Below are 18595 nucleotides of genomic sequence, written 5' to 3'. Positions count from 1 at the left end.
ATCGGCTGACCACGCCGCGTCTGCATACTGCGTACGCTAGGCCGCTTGCGTGGCAGCCGAAAAACGCTTGGGGGAAGTTAAGGTAGGTGTGGTTGGAGGTTTTATCGGCTGACCACGCCGCGTCTGCATACTGCGTACGCTAGGCCGCTTGCGTGGCAGCCGAAAAACGCTTGGGGGAAGTTAAGGTAGGTGTGGTTGGAGGTTTTATCGGCTGACCACGCCTCGTCTGCATACTGCGTACGCTAGGCCATGTTTGCGACAGGTCAAAACCGGGAGTTGGGGATGTGAACCGTAAATCCTTACTAAACACGTAGTAACGCGCGAAATGGTATTATTTACTGGAATACGAAACTTAAAACATAAAAATCATGAAATCAAAAGATAACGAGCAATCAGTTTATGAAAAAATTAAGGAGGTGTTGGGGGTGGTCAGCCAAGTGATCATGGCGGCACCATTGAAGCTGCCGCGAAAAGTGGTGGCGGTGGCCAAGTACGTGGCGCTGGTGCTGGGCGTGTTGGAAGCGGTGGAAAACGGCATGGGTAAACGGGAGGATGGAGGCAATGAAAACGAGTAACCTTCAACTCGGCATTGGCACGGGCAGCGGTACGCTGCTCAGTGCCTTTGCATTCATCAATACCGATGATGTACTGAAAACGATGGTGCTGGCCGCCATTGGCGCGGTGGTGAGCTTTGCGGTAAGCTGGGTGCTGCAACGGCTAAAACGGCGGGCGAAGGGGCGGTTCGGTGGAAATACGTGAGCGGCCGTAGTAGTGCCTCATTCTATGCGAATGGTTACCACGTTTGATGGATTTGAGTAATAGCATAACTGCACTTCATAGGTTCCCTTAGGTAATAAACTACCTTCTCATTAGCTTCTGCTTCACTTTTTTGTCAGTGCAGTCCCCTTGTGGGCAGCGATGTGATCCGATTTGTCGCTTTTGATTTCATACTGCGGATCCGCTTCGGTGGCGTGATGGGTGTACCCTTTGTAATCGAAATCGGCGGTGTGCACCTTGATGATGGTGCCCGAAACGTGGCCGGCTTCGGAATTCCAACGGACCTGATCGCCGACTTTAAATTTTTTGGCCATGCTAAGGAGTTTATCGGTGTTACAACTCTTCGTCTGAGTAAAAAACGTGATCGCCAACAATCCTCGCAGGCGATGTATAGGGGTGTTCCTCCGTTTTGCCCCGCGCCATGATGTGCAAGACCGTCCAGCCCTTGGCCTTTAGGTAATCGGATACCATGGCGCGATGGCACCGCCACCAAACGGCTTCCGAGCACATGTATGCCGTTGGATGGGTTAAAGCAATCGCTTCCAGCCGGATGATGGCCCGTTCGAAATCTTCGGTTTCCATATAGTCTGCATAGCCCCTGAAGGAGTCGTTGCGCCACCGGTTGTTTTGCGTATCTTTTTTTGCCTTTCTTCTGCCGCCCAGTTCGCTTATATGCACATACTGTATCCCAATTCCGGCCAGGGAGTGGGCAAGATGATCCTGGTCAAATTGCGGGAACTTCCGCGAACCGGGGAGCCTTCGGATGTCCACAAGGTATTCGATGGCAAAAGATTGCAACATCGCCATAAATTCATCCAGGCGACGATTGGAATGCCCGATGGTATAAATGACGTGTCCGTGCGGTGGCTTCACAATGAGCTAACCGATAGTCGGCTGGATTGTTTTCCTCGACTGCGCCGTCCATACGGCCGCTTCAGTTGGCGTTCACTACCGCTAACGTTTCTTGGACTTGTTGGGCGCTCATGTTTAAGCTGAGGTTCGCTTTGTTTCCGTCAATTTGGACGATGCGCGTACCTTCAATATGGAGGCCCATGAGCTCGCTGTTAAAGCGGAGATATTGGAGCGTATTCTGTGAGGGATAGTCCTTTTCGAGATACGGAGCAATCTCCGCGTAGCTGAGGCTGTCGCCCTGGATATACAGGGCAACACAAGAATCGATCCGACTCCGTATGTTGCTTGCTGATAGGGTATACCGGGCTTCACCCACATGCCGGGCCTCAACCGATACCGCACTTTGCTCGTTGGCCTGGATATCCAGTTTTTCGAAGGCCGATGTTCCGCCAATCTCGAAATGGCTGCGCGTGGCGGTGATGCTGAGCGAGTCCGCGACGGTGTTGGCGAGGCGCACTGTCCCGATATTTTCGATGGCAATGTGGGTTAAGGAAGGAGAATATAGGGTGGTCGTACCGCCAGTAAATTTATTTGGATAGGCGGTATAGATTACCAGTGTATTGTTTTCTATGAAGCTGTGCTCAATGAAATCATTGTGATCTGGTGCTTTTAATCCGCACTTTTCCGATTGGATCCACCTGATTTCATTGTATGTATTAGTGCGGGTATATGTGCCGAAGTTTTCGTACACCCGGAGGTTTGGCTGCGTGTTTCTGATCACAATGCGGTCAAAGGGCTGGTCAAAGATCTCAGTTTTGTGGTTATACGTGTGTGTTTCCAACGATTTTATGCTTTCCACTAAATTTTGGTCATATTGCTGTTTGCTTACGTATTGGCCCATTAGGGTTGATCCGAGGAAAGATCCCAGAATAGGAATCAGGGCAATGAGGAGAAAAATATTACTTGTTTTCATGTTGAAAGGTGGTGTTAACGAAGTTTTCGTATAAATGTTTTAATTGTTCTATATCAATATCCAGCAGATAGATCGTTCTGAAGAACACCGGCAGTTCCTTATCCATGAATTCCTGCCGGCGGATCGCCCTGGTTTTAGCTATGGCATCGTTTGTTACAAAAAAACCGACACCCCGCTTATTCTGGATGATCTGCTGGTTTTGCAGCAATTCATAGGTCCGGGCTACCGTATTGGGGTTTACCTCCAGCGCGGCAGCGAGTTCGCGCACCGAAGGGATTTTTTCCGCGGCTTGCCAGCGGCCCAACAGGATATGCTCAAACACATAGTCGGATATTTGCAGGTAGATGGCCTTGTTATCTTTAAAGTCCATTTATTTATACCTCCTTTTCTTTTAGCCTGAAATAAGCGGCCGCCCAAAAGGCGCCGATAAGCGTAATAAGGAACAGTACGGCGGTAACTTCCTCAAAGCCATTTGGCGCAAAGCCGTTTACCTTTACCTGGCCTTTCCGCAGCATCTTATCCAACAACTCGCTGGTAGCTATCAGCGAGGTTACTATGCCGACAAGGACAACACCCGTTTTGATAAACGGAAATCTCCGGAAATAAATGGAGCCCACCGTAAATATACTGCTGAGCAGGAAGCCGATGACGGGTAATATCGCCCTTGATTTGCTGTCCAATACCTGATAGTAGTATTTAAAGCCCGCGTGTTCATAACCGTAATTGGCTTGGCTTAGCTCCACGGTTTTATTTTCGAAGGTGACATCGCTGTAAATTGTCCGTAATACCGTGACAAAAGCGGTATCGGTAACCAAAAATACCATGGCAAATGTGAGGATGGTAAGCAGACTACCGGATACGAGGCCGACCAGCAGTTTTTCGGTGGCCGAAACCGGTAGCGTCAGTTCTTGTATAGCGGTGGCCGGTTTGCTAAGCCTGGCGTAATAGTGTCCCGAAAGCAGCGCGATATAACCGAGGCCGGATAATCCCAGGATGCTTTCCCTAAACCGAAGCGAGGAAAAGCGAAAGTACGTATAGGCATTTAAACCGGTTACGTGATGGCTATCCCGTTGAAAGAACTGGTCGCCAACAATATTGAATAGGTAGAACAGCGAGATGCAGCCAAACAGGATGACCGAGCTGGCTAAAAAAATCTTCCGGTTTTCTATCCATTGTTTTCGAAATAAAAGGCCAAAACGGCGGGTACTAAACGTGTTGTTCATGATGGGGAATAGCTGGAGTGAATATTTGGGTGATCTGCGGTCCTTTTAATGCCACCGCTTTAAAAAACAGTTCAATATCAATGCGTGTTTCCTCCGCATCGGTATTGGGCAGGATGGCATGGACACCGGTTAGTGTCTGTTCGGCATAGAGCATATTATCGGTCATTTCCTTGACCGATTTGAACGCAAGGCGTTGGCAGATCTGCTCAACCGATGCGGCAAGCACAATGCGCTGGTTGCCGAGGATAATCAATTCATCGATGAGGTTATCCAGGTCGCGCACCTGATGGGTGGATATAATAAAGCAGCGGTCTTCGGTGAGGGCGGTGGCCAAGATTTTCCGGAACTGCGATTTGGAGGGGATGTCCAGTCCGTTGGTCGGTTCGTCCATCAAAAGCAAACGCGTTTTGGTAGCCAGACCGAAAGCAATGAAGACTTTCTTTTTCTGGCCGAAAGAAAGTTCCTCGAGGTGTACGTCATGGCCGATGTCGAAATCGGTGAGTAACTGGTTAAACAATCCACGGTCAAAATCGCGATAAAAGGGGGTATAGGTGTCCAGATACCGGGATAGGCGCACCGGAGGTAGCGTAAACTCCTCGGGAATGAAGAACAGCTGGGACAGGAACTCAGGCGTCCGGTGGGCCGGCTGATAGCCCATGACGCTGATTTCTCCCTGCTGAGGAAAAACAAGACCGGCTAAACTTTTCAATAACGTGGATTTGCCAGCTCCATTTTCGCCCAGCAGGCCATAAATATGCCCGGGCTTAACGTCGAGGTGTACATCGGTAAGCACCGGCCTGCTTTTACGGTAAGCGTAGGAAATGTTTTGAAGGTGAATCATTGCTTAGTGTATTAGTTTAATAGTACACTACAAATGTAGGCGTATTTTTGTTACCTCCAAATTTTTTTTAAAAAAGAATAATAATTCCTGTGCGAACTCACTCAGCGTAGCACGGCGGGTGTCGGAGTTGCCATTGCATTGGTATTGGTTTCGTGCCGGAAGGCGGTAAGCCGGCCATGGCAGTAGGGAAGGGGCGGGGGAGGAAAAAAAGGATGGTATTCATAAAAAAATAATTTGTTTTCTTCGATGTACTTCTTATGTTTGTATACGAATTCAAAAATGAAGAAGGCTGATTTGGAAAAGAAGCATTTCACATCGCATGATGTAGCCGAACTGGCGGGCGTTTCGCAAGCGACGGTTTCACGCGTGTTTGCAGGTACGACGAAGGTCTCGGAAAAGAAGCGCAACCAGATCATGGAGGCCGCGCGGAAGTTGAACTATCGGCCCAATGCGCATGCAAGGAGCCTGATCACGCGTCGGAGCATGTTGATCGGTATCGTGATGCGAACCATCCGTAACCCGTTTTATTCGGCTGTTCTTGAAATATTCCATAACCGCTTTTCGGCGTTGGGTTACCATTTGATTTTTATCAATTCGGAGAACGAGCATATTGAGGAAGGCGAAATCCATAAACTGTTGGAGTATAATGTAGCGGGTGTGATTATCTCAGACGCGCTGCTTACACAAGACGCGGAAGAAAGGTTCCGCGAAAATGGCATCGCCGTGGTGATATTCAACCGGTATGCGGATAATTCGGCTAATAGCGCTGTTTTATGCGATAATTACCTGTCTGCGAAGCAGATTGCGACTTACCTGATCAAAACCGGGCACCGCAATTTCGCCTACATATCCGGTCCGCCCGATACGTCCATTTCGCAAGACCGATTACGCGGTTTCCGCGAGGTGCTGGATGAGAATGGCGTAAGTAAGCTCCATTTGGAAGCGGGCGACTATACCTACGACAGCGGCTTTGAATTGGCCCAGGAACTGATGACGAGCCACCAGGATATCGATTGCATCTTCGGGGGGAACGACATCATCGCGCTCGGCGTGATGGATGCCATCAGAAAGGTGGGGTTCGACGTGCCGCGCGATGTCTCGGTAATCGGGTTCGATAATATCCGGATGAGTGAATGGACCTCATATAGCCTAACCACGTGGGAGCAGCCATTGGAGGGGATGGTCGACAATACGGTAGCTATTCTGCTTGAAGAGATAAACGGCAAAGCCCGGAAGCCCAAGAAGCTGGTCATGAAGGGCCGGCTTGTGATTAGGAACACCGTAAGAAACAGGAATGGCAAATGATTTTTTTGCGTCTATATGAATACGTATTCTTTTGCAGGGGGCCTATTTTTTTTGGAATAAATGAATACGTATTCATTTAGGCGGGGCAACGGCAGGTGCGGGGATGCGGCTGGGGCAATCGTGTATATTCGATAAGGAGGCGAAGTGAAGTTTGGGAATAATTAATGTTTTTTTAACTAACTAATATTTAACCATTATGATTGTTTTCCTTAAATTTAGTAAAGCATGGTGGATCGTAGGTAGGCGATTGCTGCTGACACTTTGGTTGGGTTACGGGGCCACGTTGGCATTTGCCGGGGCCGGCCATGGGGGCGTATCCGCAACGGAGGTGCAAGATCCATTTATCGTGCGGGGCATCGTGGCCGATGAATCGGGCGAGCCCTTGGTGGATGCGTCCGTACAGGTACTGCCGGCGGCAAGGGAGGTGAAGACGGGATTGGATGGCAGGTTCCTCATCGAGGCGGATAGCGAGCAGGATTCGTTGGTGATCAGTTATGTAGGCTATACGACCAAAAAAATCCGCATTGGCGAGGAGCGTGATTTCAGCATCCAGCTAGCCATCGATGAAGAAGGGCAGAAGCTGAATGAGGTCGTTGTGGTAGGATTCGGTACGCAGAAAAAGACAACCATGGTCGGGGCGGTCTCGTCCGTATCGGTTGGCGAAATCCGTAAATTCTCTACCCCTTCGTTAAGTAATACGATTGGCGGGAAGATCGCGGGGGTCATTACCAGGCAGTCATCGGGCGAACCGGGCTATGACGCGGCAAGCGTGTACATTCGGGGGATTGCATCCATCAGTGGGGGCAGGAATCCACTGGTCATCGTAGATGGTGTGGAGCGGGAACTTCAGAACTATTGGAACACCATTAACATCGAGGAAATTGCCGATTTTACCGTGCTCAAAGATGCGACCGCAACGGCTGTATATGGGAATAGGGGCGCGAACGGCGTCATCGTAATCACCACGAAGCGGGGGAGCGCCGGAAAACCGAAAGTGACGTTCCGGTCGGAGTTTGCCACGGTAACGCCCCTGCGCGTACCCGAGGTGATCAATGCGTATGAGTACGCTTCGCTCCACAACGAGGCGTTGGCCAATATCGGCGAGGCACCGCGGTATACCCCCGAAGAGATCAATAAGTTCAAAGACGGTTCCGATCCCTACATCTATCCCAATGTCGATTGGTATGAGGTAGTGCTGAAAGAGACCACCAAGCAAAACATCAATAACCTGGGTGTCTCGGGCGGTACCGAATACATAAAATACTATGTAAACCTGGGCTATACCCTCCAAGAGGGTATCTACAACGAAAGTTCGTTGAACGACTACAATACGAACGCCCTGCTGAACAGGTACCAGTTCCGGTCGAATATCGACTTGAAGCTGGCTTCCAATTTTGATATGAACCTGGGGTTATCGGGCATCGTTTCGGGTACGAATTACCCCGGAGTGGGCACTCAATCGGCTTTCGCCATCATGGAACTGGTAACCCCGCTCATGTATCCGCTCACTAATCCGGACGGTTCGGCCCCGGGCGCTATCGGGGTGGATGGCGCCGTCAACCCGTATACGCTGCTTACCCAGATGGGGTACACCAAGCAGTATTACAACACCATCGTGAGCAACTTGAATTTCCGGTGGGACCTTTCGTCGCTGCTTCCTGGTTTGGCGGTGAAGGGACTGGTGGCGTACGACGTGGTGGATATTACACAGAATTTCAGGACGAAGTCGCCCGAAACGTATTACTATACACGGGATAGCGAAACGGGTGAGGACGTCTATACGCTGGTCAGTTCGGAGTCGACCCTCGGATTCAGCCTCGCCAATGAAAACTATAAGACAATATACGGCGACCTGAGCCTCACATACGACCGCACATTTGGCCAGCATACGGTATCGGCCCTGCTCTTGGGCAACAAACGGGAGTTTGTAAACGTCAACGCGGGTAGCTCGATCGCCAACCTCCCCCAAAGAAGGCAAGGGCTCGTCGGACGGCTTACCTACAACTATGACGCAAAGTACCTCCTGGAATTGAACGCAGGCTATAATGGGTCCGAAAACTTTCCCAAAGGAAAGCAATATGGGCTTTTCCCATCCATTGGGGCTGGCTGGGTGGTTTCGAACGAGCGCTTTTGGCATACGAATACCATCAACATGCTTAAGCTGAGGGGTTCGTACGGCCTGGTGGGTAACGACCAGATCGGGGGTGGCCGCTTCCTGTTCCTCTCTTCCTACAACAAATCGGCTGCCGGCTACGTATACGGGCTCAACCAGAATAATGGCATCGGCGGCAAAAGTGAAGGCAGCATCGGTAACGAGGACGTGACCTGGGAAAAAGCCTATAAAACCAACCTCGGTGCAGACATCGAGCTGTTCAACTCGGTGGTGAGTTTCCAGGGCGACTATTTCTACGAGCTGCGGAAGGACCAGTTGCTCAGGCGGTCGTCAGTGCCGTGGTACTCCGGCTACCCAACAGGGGTAATCCCTTTCGGCAACATCGGCATCACCTCCAATTGGGGTTTCGAAGGCAGCCTCCAGGTGCGGAACACCACCGCTTCGGGTTTCTTTTATTCCCTGTTGGCCAATTTCACCTATACGAAGAATAAGATCATCGAAAACGACGTTCCCTATATCTATGAACACCATAATCCACGCGGGCACGCCATTGGCGCGGCTGCCGGTTACCTGGCGAAGGGCTTCTTCGAGGATGATGCCGATATCGCGAACAGCCCTACCCAATCGATATTCGGCACCTATGGCCCCGGGGATATCAAATATGCCGACCTGAATGGGAATGACCGCATCGATCTCGAGGACATCACCTACTTCGGCCAGTACGGGCCCGAACCGTTGGTGATGTATGGCTTCGGGACCACGTTGGCTTGGAAAGGGTTTGATGCATCGCTGTTTTTTACGGGAGCCGCAAACCGGGACTTCTTTTACGGGGCGGGATGGCCGATGCGCCCGTTCTTCGCTGGTGTGGGGAAGTATAACGTACTACGGGAATACTATGACAACCGATGGGTGCCGGGAGAAGACAATGTCGATGCGATCTACCCGGCGATCCGTGCGGCCAGTGAGAACAATTATGCGTCTTCGAGCCTGTGGCGGAAAAACGGCAACTACCTCCGGATAAAGAATGCCGAGGTGGGGTATTCGTTTGATTCCCATTTGACCTCGAAGTATGGGATTTCCAACCTGCGTCTTTTCATCCAGGGCACCAACCTGCATACCTGGGACCACATCAAGGCGATCGACCCCGAATCGAATTATGGCACGGGTGGCCACCCCATTTCGCGGAATATCAATTTCGGTATCAACGTTATTTTTTAACCCTTTATTTCCGGTATTATGAAAAAGTTCAAATATATAACCATACCCTTGCTGACTGTCCTTTTCATCATGCAATCTTGCGTAAAGGACTTTCTGGACAAAACGCCAGACGAGGACCTTACACCTGAACAGGTTTTTACGAACCCTGCCTTCACCAGGGAGTTTCTGGCGAATATCTATGCCCACCTGCCCAACGAAGCCATGATGGTGGACAACACAGGCGTGGCGAATCCGTTCAACGGGGCGGCAGATGAGATGGAGATTACCCATGAGCCGTTCTTTTCGAATTTGATGAATGCAGGCAACTGGAGTTCCAATACGTACACATCCAGTGGCTGGAGCCCCTTTTACCAGGCGATCCGGAACTGTAATATCTTCTTGGAATACATCCATATGCTGCGTCCTAATGAATTTTACCCGCAGCAAGTGATCGACCAGTGGATCGGGGAGGTATACTTTTTAAGGGCGTTTTACCACTTCCTGCTGATGCGGATCTATGGCCCCATCCCGGTCTTCAACCGGACCCTGGGGCTGAATGAGGATTTCAAGGTATTCAAGCGGCTGCCCATTGACGAGGGGGTGCAGTTCATCGTGGACGACTGCAACCGCGCGGCAGACATGCTGCCGCCACGGATCTTGCAGCAGAACGACTTGGGGAGGCCGTCGAAAGTTGCTGCGCTGGCACTCAGGGGAAGGGTATTGCTTTATATGGCTAGTCCATTCTGGAACGGCAATCCGGATTACGCCGATTTCAAGGACCTGGACGGAGTTCGGTTGTTCCCCGACTTCTCCGCCGCCCGTTGGGAAGCGGCCGCGGCCGCGGCCAAGGCCTGTATCGATGCCGCGGCGCAAGCCGGGCATCGGCTCCACCGGTCGGCCTCCAACGACCCGATCGCTAACTACCAGGAAACTTTTTATGTGAATTTCAATGACGAGGTGTTCTTCACACGCAACGATCCTTCCTACATCCATCTGGACACCTACAGCGAACCTTGGGGGATTCCGGGGGCGTTTTTCCCCCACCAGGGAGTTACCCAGGAGCAGGTGGATGCCTACCACATGGCCAACGGCGAAATACCGATAACCGGATACCATGCGGATATGACGCCGATTATCAATCCCGCTTCGGGATATAACGAAACGGAAAACGACACGGAAGAAACCGCCATGTACGTGGCTGGGACCCGTAGCATGTATGTGGGCCGCGAACCTCGGTTTTACGCCAGCATCAACTTTACGGGCGCCAAGTATAAGATGGTAACCGACGGACTGAAATTCTGGTTCGGCGGGCCCAATGGCCGCCAGCCCGGCCAGGGGGCGTTTACACGGACGGGCTACCTGATGAAAAAGCTGACACATCCGGATTATGATATGGCCACACGGAGCGGGCCGGCGCGTACATGGATCTTTTTCAGGCTCGGCGAACAGTACCTCAACTACGCGGAAGCATTGAACGAGGTTTCTGGGCCGGTGGGCGACGTGTACACCTATGTGAACCTCATCCGGGAGCGTGCCGGGATACCTGCACTGCCGGAAGGGTTGACCCAGGAACAGATGCGCGACCGCATCAGGCGCGAACGCCGGATAGAATTGGCTTTTGAAACACATCGGTATTTCGATTGCATCCGATGGAAAATTGCGGAAGACGTCAATGACGGCCCTATCCATGGCATCGATATCAATACGCCCGGATATACGATGAGCAGTGATGATTTTTACCGGCGGACGGTGGTTGAATCACGGATATTCGAACAAAAACATAACCTTTGGCCAATACCCTTCATCGAGACGGAAAAAAACGTTAATTTGATTCAAAACCCAGGTTGGGACTAACGGATAAGTAGATGGCTTGGAGTCAGCTCGATATTTGGATAATCATCGCCTATTTCACGTTGATGATCGCGCTCTCGCTGTGGCATCGGAAGTTCGCTGCTGGAAGTATGGAAAACTTCTTTTTGGGCGGACGTAAAGTGCCCGGATGGCTCAATGGCGTGTCCTATAGCGCTGCGCTGGTGAGCCCCGATGCGGCTACGGGATACGGTGGGTTGGCGGTGGTTACCGGAGCATTCATTTCATGGTGGTACCTCAGTAGGTTTGGGCTGGCGCTCTTCCTTGCGGGGGTATTGTTTGCATTCTTCTGGCGGAGGCTTAACCTGTTTACCTCGCTGGAATTTTACGACCTGCGGTTTAAACCGCGCACAGCCAATGCCATGCGCCTGTGGATTGCGATCCGAACCTCGCTGATCGCTATGCCGGCATGGACAGGGATCACCTTGTTGGCGGCATGCAAGATCATGGAACCTGCATTCGGATTCAGCAAAATGGAAACATTGGCGCTGATTGTCCCGGTGTCTTTCGTGTTCGTTTTCTTTTCGGGCTACAAGGGCGTGGTGATTTCGAACCTCATCCAGATGACTATTTTCATCATTGGCGCCATGACCCTGGCCTTCTTTACGCTCCATCATTTTGGTGGTGCCACCCAGATGGTGGCTGCCATCAAAGACACTTTCGGTACGACCAACCCCGAGATCACCCGGCTCATTCCACCACCAGACCACGAGGTGTTTCCCATGATGGCCGCATTGGCCTGGATGGTGGGGCAGAGCATCGGTTACGGAGGTGACGCAGCACCGATGGGTGGCGCGATGGAGGGCCAGCGGATCCTATCTACCCGTAGCCCCAAGGAAGCACTGACCATGTATGTCGTAACGGCTATCACCATGTTCATCCTGCTTTTGCTGGTTACATTGCCCAGCATATCGGCAGCGGTGATCTGGCCGGAATTGCGCGAACCGGGTTTCGACAGGGAGGAGGTGTACGGCATGCTGATGAAGGAGATGCTCCCAGCGGGTGCCGTCGGGATTTTGGTGGCCGCCATGTTGGCTGCCACGATGTCTACGGTGGCAGACAATTTGAATTTCGGGGGGCAGGTATTGGTCAGTGATATTTACCGGCGGGGGTTTGTCGGAAACAAACCCGAGAAGCACTATCTGCGGATGGGGAAATTGGCGATGGGACTGATCCTCGGTATTTCTCTGGCCGTGGTGTTCCAGGTGCATTTCATTGTAGACGTCGCCATTTTTATGCTGCAACTGAGCGCCGCGGAATTGCCGGCCAATTGGGCGCAGTGGTGGTGGTGGCGGTTTAACGGGAAAGCACGTATAGCTGCTTCGTTCGGAGGGGCGTTATTTTTCTGCCTGGTGGTTTTGGTGCCCAAGGTACTTATCCATTTCGATAGGCCAATGGGCGAGCGCCTGCTATTGCCCTGGTGGTGGCAAACATTGTTGGTAATGGCGGCCACGACATTGCTGTGGGTACTGGTGGCATTGCTTACGAAGCCCGACCCCGACCATTTGTTGCAAAGCTTCCACGACAAAGCCAAACCACTGGGTTTCTGGGGCAAATACGCGCAACGGGATCGGGCTGGAAATAGGTGGAAAAGCCGAAGGCCCCTCGTAACGGGCATTATCCTGGCCTTCACGGGGTTTTTGGCGATATGCCTATTGGTTATCGGCATCACCGACTGCTGGTTTGCGAATTATAGCCGCGGTGCCGCTGAACTCCTGGGGGCAGTAGTTTTATTCTTCATTTTCCGCAAGGGCGCATCGAAATACCTCGACGCGCTCACGGATAGAGACAACGATTTAAGAAAAATTAATAGATGAGTCAAACCGTATTTAGCGTCGGCATAGGTGTGTCAGACATTACCCCGCCCTTAGAAGTGGGCTTTCTAACTTCATCGGTCAACGGAACGTACGCGCCGTTTCACGCGGTGCGAGCGCCGCTCAAAGCCCGCGCGATGGTGCTCGAATCGGGGCCCGATAGGGTCGTGCTGGTGTCGTTGGATTTACTGGGACTGAATGGCGACGCGGTATACGGGTGGGAGCGGTTCAAAGCCGCATCATGCGGAGCGGTGCCGCCCGATCGCGTGATCATCACGTGTACCCATACCCATTCGGCCCCCGAATCACTCGCCTTGTCTGATTTGTATGCCTCCGAACCGTATCAGCGGTGGTTGAGCGACCTGGAGGGGATAATAAGCGGTACGATATCCGCGGCAATCCGGTCGCTGGGTGAGGTGGCGGCATTGGAATTGGCCACGTCGACATTGGACGGCTTTTCATTGCAACGCCGCATCGTTTCGCCGGATGGCGTGGCGATGTCTGATAGCATGCAACCGGTGACGCCCGATTTGTTTGAGAAAGGACCCATCGACCGGCGCATTCGGGTCGTGCGGTTCCTATCGAAAAAGGGGGAAGCGGTAGCCTCCATTATCCACGCCGTTTGCCATCCGGTGCACGAAATGCTTTCGCCGCATGTGTCCCCCGATTTCCCCGGCGAATTGTGTGCCATTTGGGAATCGGACCCGGCCAATGGATTCCCCATGTTCCTGAACGGCGCGGCGGGGAACATAAATCCGCCGACCGTATCGTGCGGGGCGGCCTATGCCGTGAAACATGCGCAGGCGATCATGCGGAAGGCAACGGAACGCAACAACACCTGGCAGGAAGCCGCTGGCGAATTGTTCCACGTTGGTGAGTCCCTGCAGTTAAGCAGAAGACGGGAACTCGATTTGGCGGATGCGGAGGTGCAGGCAACCGTCCATGTGGTGAAACTCGGGAACATGGCGCTGGTGTTCCTGCCCGGCGAACCATTCGTTGAGACCGCGTTGCGGATAGAGGAACACTCGCCGTTTGCGCATACCATCGTGATCGGATACGCCGAATGTTCGGTGGGCTATATCCCCACAGGTAGCGCTTTTGCGGAAGGGGGCTATGAAGTCGGGCCCGGGAAATGGTCGTACCTCGAAGCCGATGCCGAGAGGCGCATCTTTGGGGTCGCCGTGGATATGTTGAACCGGTTGTACGTAAAGGAAACGAATCGCATAACCGACGTTTGAAAGTAAGTAACCAGAAAATGAATATGATGACAAAACTAAAATGGGTTGTATGCTGGCTGTTGTTGGCCGCATGCAGCGGACTCCGATCTCAAGAGGTGTTTTTTTATGGCGATAAAGGAAACGATCTGTATAAACTTTTGGTAAACGAAGGGTTTAACGTTCGCTATTTCAATCGTCCGTCTGAGGCGGTAGACGCTGCCGGCAAAGGCAATCCGGTTTTTTTGATTGCAAAAGGATACCCCGAACGGGATCCATTGATGCAGATCACAGGCGATCTATTAAAAAAAATCAACGATAAGGGGTTACGCGTGTATGTGGAGTACCCAAGTACCTATGAAGGTTTGGAAATCGGTGAGGACATCGTGGAAACGCGCTTGGAACGCGGCGTAATTACGTCGGACCGCTTTGGCCTTGCCCTACCACCGATGTCGTTGTTGGGGCTGCACCACAGCCATGTGTTGCCCGTAACGGTCGATGACCCCCTCCTTGTGCTGGCGAAAGTGGTCGGATTTGACAAGGCCGAGTTTGGCCTTACCGATACCGAAGTGCATGCTGCTTTATTCGAAAAAGACGGCGTATTGATCAGCACCACGGGGTTGACCAACTTTCAAAAAGGCAGGTACGGACCTGTATCGTCTGTCGAGGTGATGTGGGAACACATCCTGTCGGAACTGTTTGGCGGACAGGATATCCAAATCAATGATTGGCCGCAGGATGTAAGGCCAGCATTCTCCAAGGATGCGCCGCTACCGGCTGATGCGCGCCTAACCAGTATCAGGAAGGGGGCGGCTTGGTATGAGAAGGGGAATTTCTTTCTCGATAGCTCGTGGACGGATAGGTGGCTCAACTACCAGGGCGACGGTACGATGCCGGTTGGCCCGCCCATAACCCGCGAATATGCGCGGGGTGATGGAAGCATGGGTATCCTGGAAGGCCATACATCGACGATAAACCACGATGGCACCCAACAATACCGGTATTGGATGCGCGCAGACGTACAGGGCGAAGCCAGCATGGCGCTGGCCGCGGCAGGCCAGCTATTGGGCGATGGGGAACTTAAGTCGAAATCGGAGAATCTGCTCGACTTTTTATTTCGGACGTCGAATTTGCGGGCGGACGAAAAAAACAATCCAAATAGTGCTTCGTACGGCATGATAGGCTGGGCCACCACGCATCCCTATGTCTTCTACGCAGACGACAATGCGAGGACACTGTTGGGGGCCATCGGTGCTTCCGCTTATCTAGACGAAACGACGTGGGACGGGAAAATTATCGAGGGAATCCTGGCAAACTTCAGGCTAGCGGGTAAAAAGGGGTTCCAGGGGGAGCGCCTGGCGGAGGCCGAGATACTGGAATCAGGATGGCAGGCGTATGGAAACAGGGATTTGGTGCACATCTCTCCGCATTTCGAATCGTGGATGTGGGCTTGTTACCTCTGGCTTTACGACAAGACCGACTACAAACCCCTGTTGGAAAAGACGAAGGAGGCTATTCGGATTACCATGGAGGCTTACCCGAATGACTGGCTGTGGGGAAGCAGTATGCAGATGCAACGGGCCCGGATGATACTGCCATTGGCTTGGCTGGTACGTGTGGAAGATACGCCGGAACACCGGCGGTGGCTCGACCGCTTGGTGGATGACATCGTTAAGTATCAGGATGAAAGTGGCGCAATCAGGGAAGAGATCGGCGGAGACAAGGGGCGTCGGTTCAAGGCGCTGAACTCGAATTCCGACTACGGGTCGGACGAGGGATCGTTGATTTTTAAGAATGGGGAGCCCGCGTCGTGCCTGCTATACACATGCAATTTCGCGTTGTTTGGCTTGGCGGAAGCCGCGGCGGCGACACATGATGAAAAGTATGAAGCGGCCGTAGCCAAACTTTCCGATTTCATGACGCGCGTCCAGGTGACAAGCGAAGTGCACCCCGATCTCGATGGTGCATGGTTCCGCGGATTCGATTACGATAGGTGGGATTATTGGGCCTCCAATTCGGATATTGGGTGGGGAACCTGGTGCACGCTTACAGGGTGGATTCAAAGCTGGATAGTGACCACCCAGGTACAGCTGGAAACCGGCAAAAGTTTTTGGGAGCTCACCGATGCCCCCGGCATATCGAAGCAGGCCGAACCGCTCATTGAAAAGATGATGGAATAACGGGCAGGAGAGGAAAATGGTTGCCAAGAAGAACAAATGAATATGGAGCTTCGGAAATATAGCGAATTTTATAGGAAGCAGTTATTGGAGGACACCCTGCCTTACTGGTTTCCCCGGTCGCTCGACCACGAATACGGCGGGTATCTGCTCATGCGCGATCGCGATGGGTCGTTGATCGACGACGACAAAGCAGTGTGGATCCAAGGCAGATTCATCTGGTTGCTGTCTACCTTATACAACACCTTGGAAAAGAGGGACGAATGGCTGGAAGGAGCCAGAATGGGAGTTGATTTCCTGGAGAAACATGGTTTTGATGGGGATGGGCGGATGTTTTTCCACCTTACCCGGGACGGCAGGCCCATCAGAAAGCGGCGGTACTTTTTCTCGGAAACATTCGCGGTGATTGGGTACGCTGCATATGCCAGGGCGAGTGGCAATGCCGGGATAGGCGATAAGGCGCGCGACCTTTTCGGTAAATGTATCGAATATGCCGAACAGCCCGGTTTGTTGGCGCCGAAATTTACGGGGGAAAGGCCCGCGAAAGGGATTGGCGTACCCATGATACTCGTCAATACGGCCCAGCAGCTTCGCGATACGATCGGCGATCCGCGGTGCGACACGTACATAATGAAATGGATTGACGAAATAGAACGGGATTTCGTAAAGGATGACATTCGCTGCGTCATGGAGCAGGTGGGACCCGATGGCCATATCATCGACCACATCGATGGCCGTACCTTATTGCCGGGCCATGCCATCGAGGCAGCTTGGTTCATACTGAACGAAGCACGGCACCAGGGCAATAACCAACGGCTGATCAACCTTGGAACCCGAATACTCGATTATACGTGGGATCGCGGATGGGATCAGGGATATGGCGGGGTCTATTATTTCAGGGACGTATACCATAAGCCGGTCCAGGAATACTACCACGATATGAAGTTCTGGTGGCCGCATAACGAACTGATCATTGCGGCCCTGCTGGCCTACCTGCTTACCGGCGACGGAAAATATGCCCGGATGCACAAACAGGTGCACGATTATGCATACACCCATTTCCACGACAAAACGCATGGCGAATGGTTTGGCTATTTACACCGGGACGGAACCCCCGCGCAGATGGCGAAAGGGAACTTATTCAAGGGGCCCTTCCACCTGCCCCGACAAGAGTGGTTCTGTTGGTGGATGATTGATTGGTTTGCGAAAAACAAGTGATGGGGCGCCGCGTTGGATCCGTGGCTAAACGAAAATAATTAATTCATAGGATGCGGACGATAACTTTTTTTACCTGTATGGTATGGTCAGCGTGGATGGCAGCTCCGGCAGTGGGTCAGGAGAACGTGAACAGACGGATCGAGCGGGTGGACATCGTAAAGCTTGGAACGATTGATTGCGATTTGGTGGAAACTACCCCCGTCGTGTTTGATGCGAAGGTGTATCGATTTGAATACGTGAGGGAGCGGTATTGGGATAACAATACGGGCCATTCCTATTTTAGATTTGTATCGCATACCGACGGAACGCATACGGCGCCCTTCGCTACGGGGTTTCACCTCGGTAGCGCATATGTTCATCAAAATAAGATGATTGTCACCGCCGTTGATGATTGGGGCGCCGATAAGATTCATGTGTTTGTCTCGGACGACCTGACGAGGTGGGAGGGTTGGATTGCTTTTGAATTGCCCGGCTACGAAATCTTCAATACCTCGCTGATTCACGACGGAAAACGGTATGTGCTTATGTTTGAAATCGGCGGGCCTCTGGCCGGGGTTGGATTTACGGCGCGATTCGCGACATCGAAGGACCTAAAGGATTGGGACATGCTGCCCTCGGACCATAATTATTCGATGGAGCGGTATACTGCTCCCCATTGCTTGCGATATCACGAAGGCTACTATTATAACTTCTTTCTGGAAATGAATGATGGCTTTGAGATGCGGGTGGTCCGCTCGCGGGATTTTGTCCATTGGGAAGTTAGCCCATTGAATCCCGTATTACGTCCATCGGCCGATGACAAAAAGATTTTTAATGATGCGTTATCCGTAGTTTGCCGCAAAAGGATAGCCGAGGCCGACAATACGAACAATTCGGATTTTGATTTTTGTGAATACCGGGGAAAGCTTATTATTAATTATTCTTGGGGAAACCAGAGGGGTGAAGAGTTTTTAGCCGAAGCGACTTATGAAGGGACTACCGGACAGTTCCTGGCGTCTTGGTTTCCGTAATATGCTATTGTT

At 52.1% G+C, this 18595-nt stretch carries 16 protein-coding genes; 10 read left to right on the top strand and 6 right to left on the bottom strand.

What is annotated here, in order from left to right:
• The first annotated feature begins 368 nt into the window (after nt 1–368).
• Both ACO1NT_RS09795 and ACO1NT_RS09790 read left to right on the top strand, forming a co-directional pair.
• On the top strand, nt 369–575 hold the full coding sequence (locus ACO1NT_RS09795; RefSeq protein ID WP_449048444.1) for a hypothetical protein: 207 nt from the start codon (nt 369–371) through the stop codon (nt 573–575).
• Nucleotides 562–759 carry a hypothetical protein gene (locus ACO1NT_RS09790; protein WP_449048443.1) on the top strand — a complete coding sequence of 66 codons (198 nt, stop codon included), beginning with the start codon at nt 562–564 and terminating at the stop codon, nt 757–759. Before ACO1NT_RS09795 ends, ACO1NT_RS09790 begins: the two co-directional genes overlap by 14 nt.
• Before the next feature lie 122 nt (nt 760–881).
• Here ACO1NT_RS09790 and ACO1NT_RS09785 read toward each other — a convergent pair whose 3' ends face one another.
• The 6 genes from ACO1NT_RS09785 to ACO1NT_RS09760 all read right to left on the bottom strand — a co-directional run bounded on the left by ACO1NT_RS09785 (nt 882) and on the right by ACO1NT_RS09760 (nt 4666).
• Complete coding sequence (locus ACO1NT_RS09785) at nt 882–1091, bottom strand: DUF2945 domain-containing protein (protein ID WP_449048442.1); 210 nt, start codon at nt 1089–1091, stop codon at nt 882–884.
• Between the two features lie 19 nt (nt 1092–1110).
• Nucleotides 1111–1650, bottom strand: coding sequence for a DUF488 domain-containing protein (locus tag ACO1NT_RS09780; RefSeq protein ID WP_449048441.1), 540 nt, complete (start codon nt 1648–1650; stop codon nt 1111–1113).
• 61 nt (nt 1651–1711) lie between these two features.
• Nucleotides 1712–2602: a hypothetical protein gene (locus ACO1NT_RS09775; RefSeq protein WP_449048440.1), complete on the bottom strand. Its 891-nt coding sequence runs from the start codon at nt 2600–2602 to the stop codon at nt 1712–1714.
• The gene (locus ACO1NT_RS09770) at nt 2589–2972 is read right to left on the bottom strand and encodes a GntR family transcriptional regulator (protein ID WP_449048439.1); all 384 of its coding nucleotides are present in this window, start codon (nt 2970–2972) and stop codon (nt 2589–2591) included. The genes ACO1NT_RS09775 and ACO1NT_RS09770 overlap by 14 nt, the downstream gene beginning before the upstream one ends.
• Nucleotides 2973–2976: 4 nt before the next feature.
• The gene (locus ACO1NT_RS09765) at nt 2977–3825 is read right to left on the bottom strand and encodes a hypothetical protein (RefSeq protein ID WP_449048438.1); all 849 of its coding nucleotides are present in this window, start codon (nt 3823–3825) and stop codon (nt 2977–2979) included.
• Nucleotides 3809–4666: an ABC transporter ATP-binding protein gene (locus ACO1NT_RS09760; protein ID WP_449048437.1), complete on the bottom strand. Its 858-nt coding sequence runs from the start codon at nt 4664–4666 to the stop codon at nt 3809–3811. Before ACO1NT_RS09760 ends, ACO1NT_RS09765 begins: the two co-directional genes overlap by 17 nt.
• 279 nt (nt 4667–4945) lie before the next feature.
• Between ACO1NT_RS09760 and ACO1NT_RS09755 the strand changes: the two genes are divergently transcribed.
• The 8 genes from ACO1NT_RS09755 (at nt 4946) to ACO1NT_RS09720 (ending at nt 18583) form a co-directional block, all read left to right on the top strand.
• The gene (locus ACO1NT_RS09755) at nt 4946–5971 is read left to right on the top strand and encodes a LacI family DNA-binding transcriptional regulator (protein ID WP_449048436.1); all 1026 of its coding nucleotides are present in this window, start codon (nt 4946–4948) and stop codon (nt 5969–5971) included.
• A 196-nt stretch (nt 5972–6167) separates the two neighbouring features.
• The gene (locus tag ACO1NT_RS09750) at nt 6168–9302 is read left to right on the top strand and encodes a SusC/RagA family TonB-linked outer membrane protein (protein ID WP_449048435.1); all 3135 of its coding nucleotides are present in this window, start codon (nt 6168–6170) and stop codon (nt 9300–9302) included.
• An 18-nt stretch (nt 9303–9320) separates the two neighbouring features.
• On the top strand, nt 9321–11135 hold the full coding sequence (locus tag ACO1NT_RS09745) for a RagB/SusD family nutrient uptake outer membrane protein (protein WP_449048434.1): 1815 nt from the start codon (nt 9321–9323) through the stop codon (nt 11133–11135).
• 11 nt (nt 11136–11146) lie between these two features.
• Nucleotides 11147–12967: a sodium:solute symporter family transporter gene (locus ACO1NT_RS09740; RefSeq protein WP_449048433.1), complete on the top strand. Its 1821-nt coding sequence runs from the start codon at nt 11147–11149 to the stop codon at nt 12965–12967.
• Nucleotides 12964–14202: a hypothetical protein gene (locus ACO1NT_RS09735; protein ID WP_449048432.1), complete on the top strand. Its 1239-nt coding sequence runs from the start codon at nt 12964–12966 to the stop codon at nt 14200–14202. The genes ACO1NT_RS09740 and ACO1NT_RS09735 overlap by 4 nt, the downstream gene beginning before the upstream one ends.
• 23 nt (nt 14203–14225) lie before the next feature.
• The gene (locus ACO1NT_RS09730) at nt 14226–16358 is read left to right on the top strand and encodes a hypothetical protein (RefSeq protein WP_449048431.1); all 2133 of its coding nucleotides are present in this window, start codon (nt 14226–14228) and stop codon (nt 16356–16358) included.
• Nucleotides 16359–16400: 42 nt separating this feature from the next.
• The gene (locus ACO1NT_RS09725; RefSeq protein ID WP_449048430.1) at nt 16401–17573 is read left to right on the top strand and encodes an AGE family epimerase/isomerase; all 1173 of its coding nucleotides are present in this window, start codon (nt 16401–16403) and stop codon (nt 17571–17573) included.
• A 50-nt stretch (nt 17574–17623) separates the two neighbouring features.
• The gene (locus tag ACO1NT_RS09720) at nt 17624–18583 is read left to right on the top strand and encodes a hypothetical protein (RefSeq protein WP_449048429.1); all 960 of its coding nucleotides are present in this window, start codon (nt 17624–17626) and stop codon (nt 18581–18583) included.
• Nucleotides 18584–18595: the final 12 nt, after the last annotated feature.

It is taken from the genome of Parapedobacter sp. (genome assembly GCF_053550995.1).
Note: the sequence above shows the minus strand (reverse complement) of the source record. Positions and strands in the feature narration are given on the sequence as shown.

Coding starts and splice junctions, on each gene's coding strand:
- ACO1NT_RS09735 (WP_449048432.1), top strand. CDS start 12,964: ATGAGTCAAACCGTATTTAGCGTCGGCATAGGTGTGTCAGACATTACC.
- ACO1NT_RS09725 (WP_449048430.1), top strand. CDS start 16,401: ATGGAGCTTCGGAAATATAGCGAATTTTATAGGAAGCAGTTATTGGAG.
- ACO1NT_RS09745 (WP_449048434.1), top strand. CDS start 9,321: ATGAAAAAGTTCAAATATATAACCATACCCTTGCTGACTGTCCTTTTC.
- ACO1NT_RS09765 (WP_449048438.1), bottom strand. CDS start 3,825: ATGAACAACACGTTTAGTACCCGCCGTTTTGGCCTTTTATTTCGAAAA.
- ACO1NT_RS09785 (WP_449048442.1), bottom strand. CDS start 1,091: ATGGCCAAAAAATTTAAAGTCGGCGATCAGGTCCGTTGGAATTCCGAA.
- ACO1NT_RS09775 (WP_449048440.1), bottom strand. CDS start 2,602: ATGAAAACAAGTAATATTTTTCTCCTCATTGCCCTGATTCCTATTCTG.
- ACO1NT_RS09755 (WP_449048436.1), top strand. CDS start 4,946: ATGAAGAAGGCTGATTTGGAAAAGAAGCATTTCACATCGCATGATGTA.
- ACO1NT_RS09740 (WP_449048433.1), top strand. CDS start 11,147: ATGGCTTGGAGTCAGCTCGATATTTGGATAATCATCGCCTATTTCACG.
- ACO1NT_RS09730 (WP_449048431.1), top strand. CDS start 14,226: ATGATGACAAAACTAAAATGGGTTGTATGCTGGCTGTTGTTGGCCGCA.
- ACO1NT_RS09760 (WP_449048437.1), bottom strand. CDS start 4,666: ATGATTCACCTTCAAAACATTTCCTACGCTTACCGTAAAAGCAGGCCG.
- ACO1NT_RS09750 (WP_449048435.1), top strand. CDS start 6,168: ATGATTGTTTTCCTTAAATTTAGTAAAGCATGGTGGATCGTAGGTAGG.
- ACO1NT_RS09720 (WP_449048429.1), top strand. CDS start 17,624: ATGCGGACGATAACTTTTTTTACCTGTATGGTATGGTCAGCGTGGATG.
- ACO1NT_RS09795 (WP_449048444.1), top strand. CDS start 369: ATGAAATCAAAAGATAACGAGCAATCAGTTTATGAAAAAATTAAGGAG.
- ACO1NT_RS09790 (WP_449048443.1), top strand. CDS start 562: ATGAAAACGAGTAACCTTCAACTCGGCATTGGCACGGGCAGCGGTACG.
- ACO1NT_RS09770 (WP_449048439.1), bottom strand. CDS start 2,972: ATGGACTTTAAAGATAACAAGGCCATCTACCTGCAAATATCCGACTAT.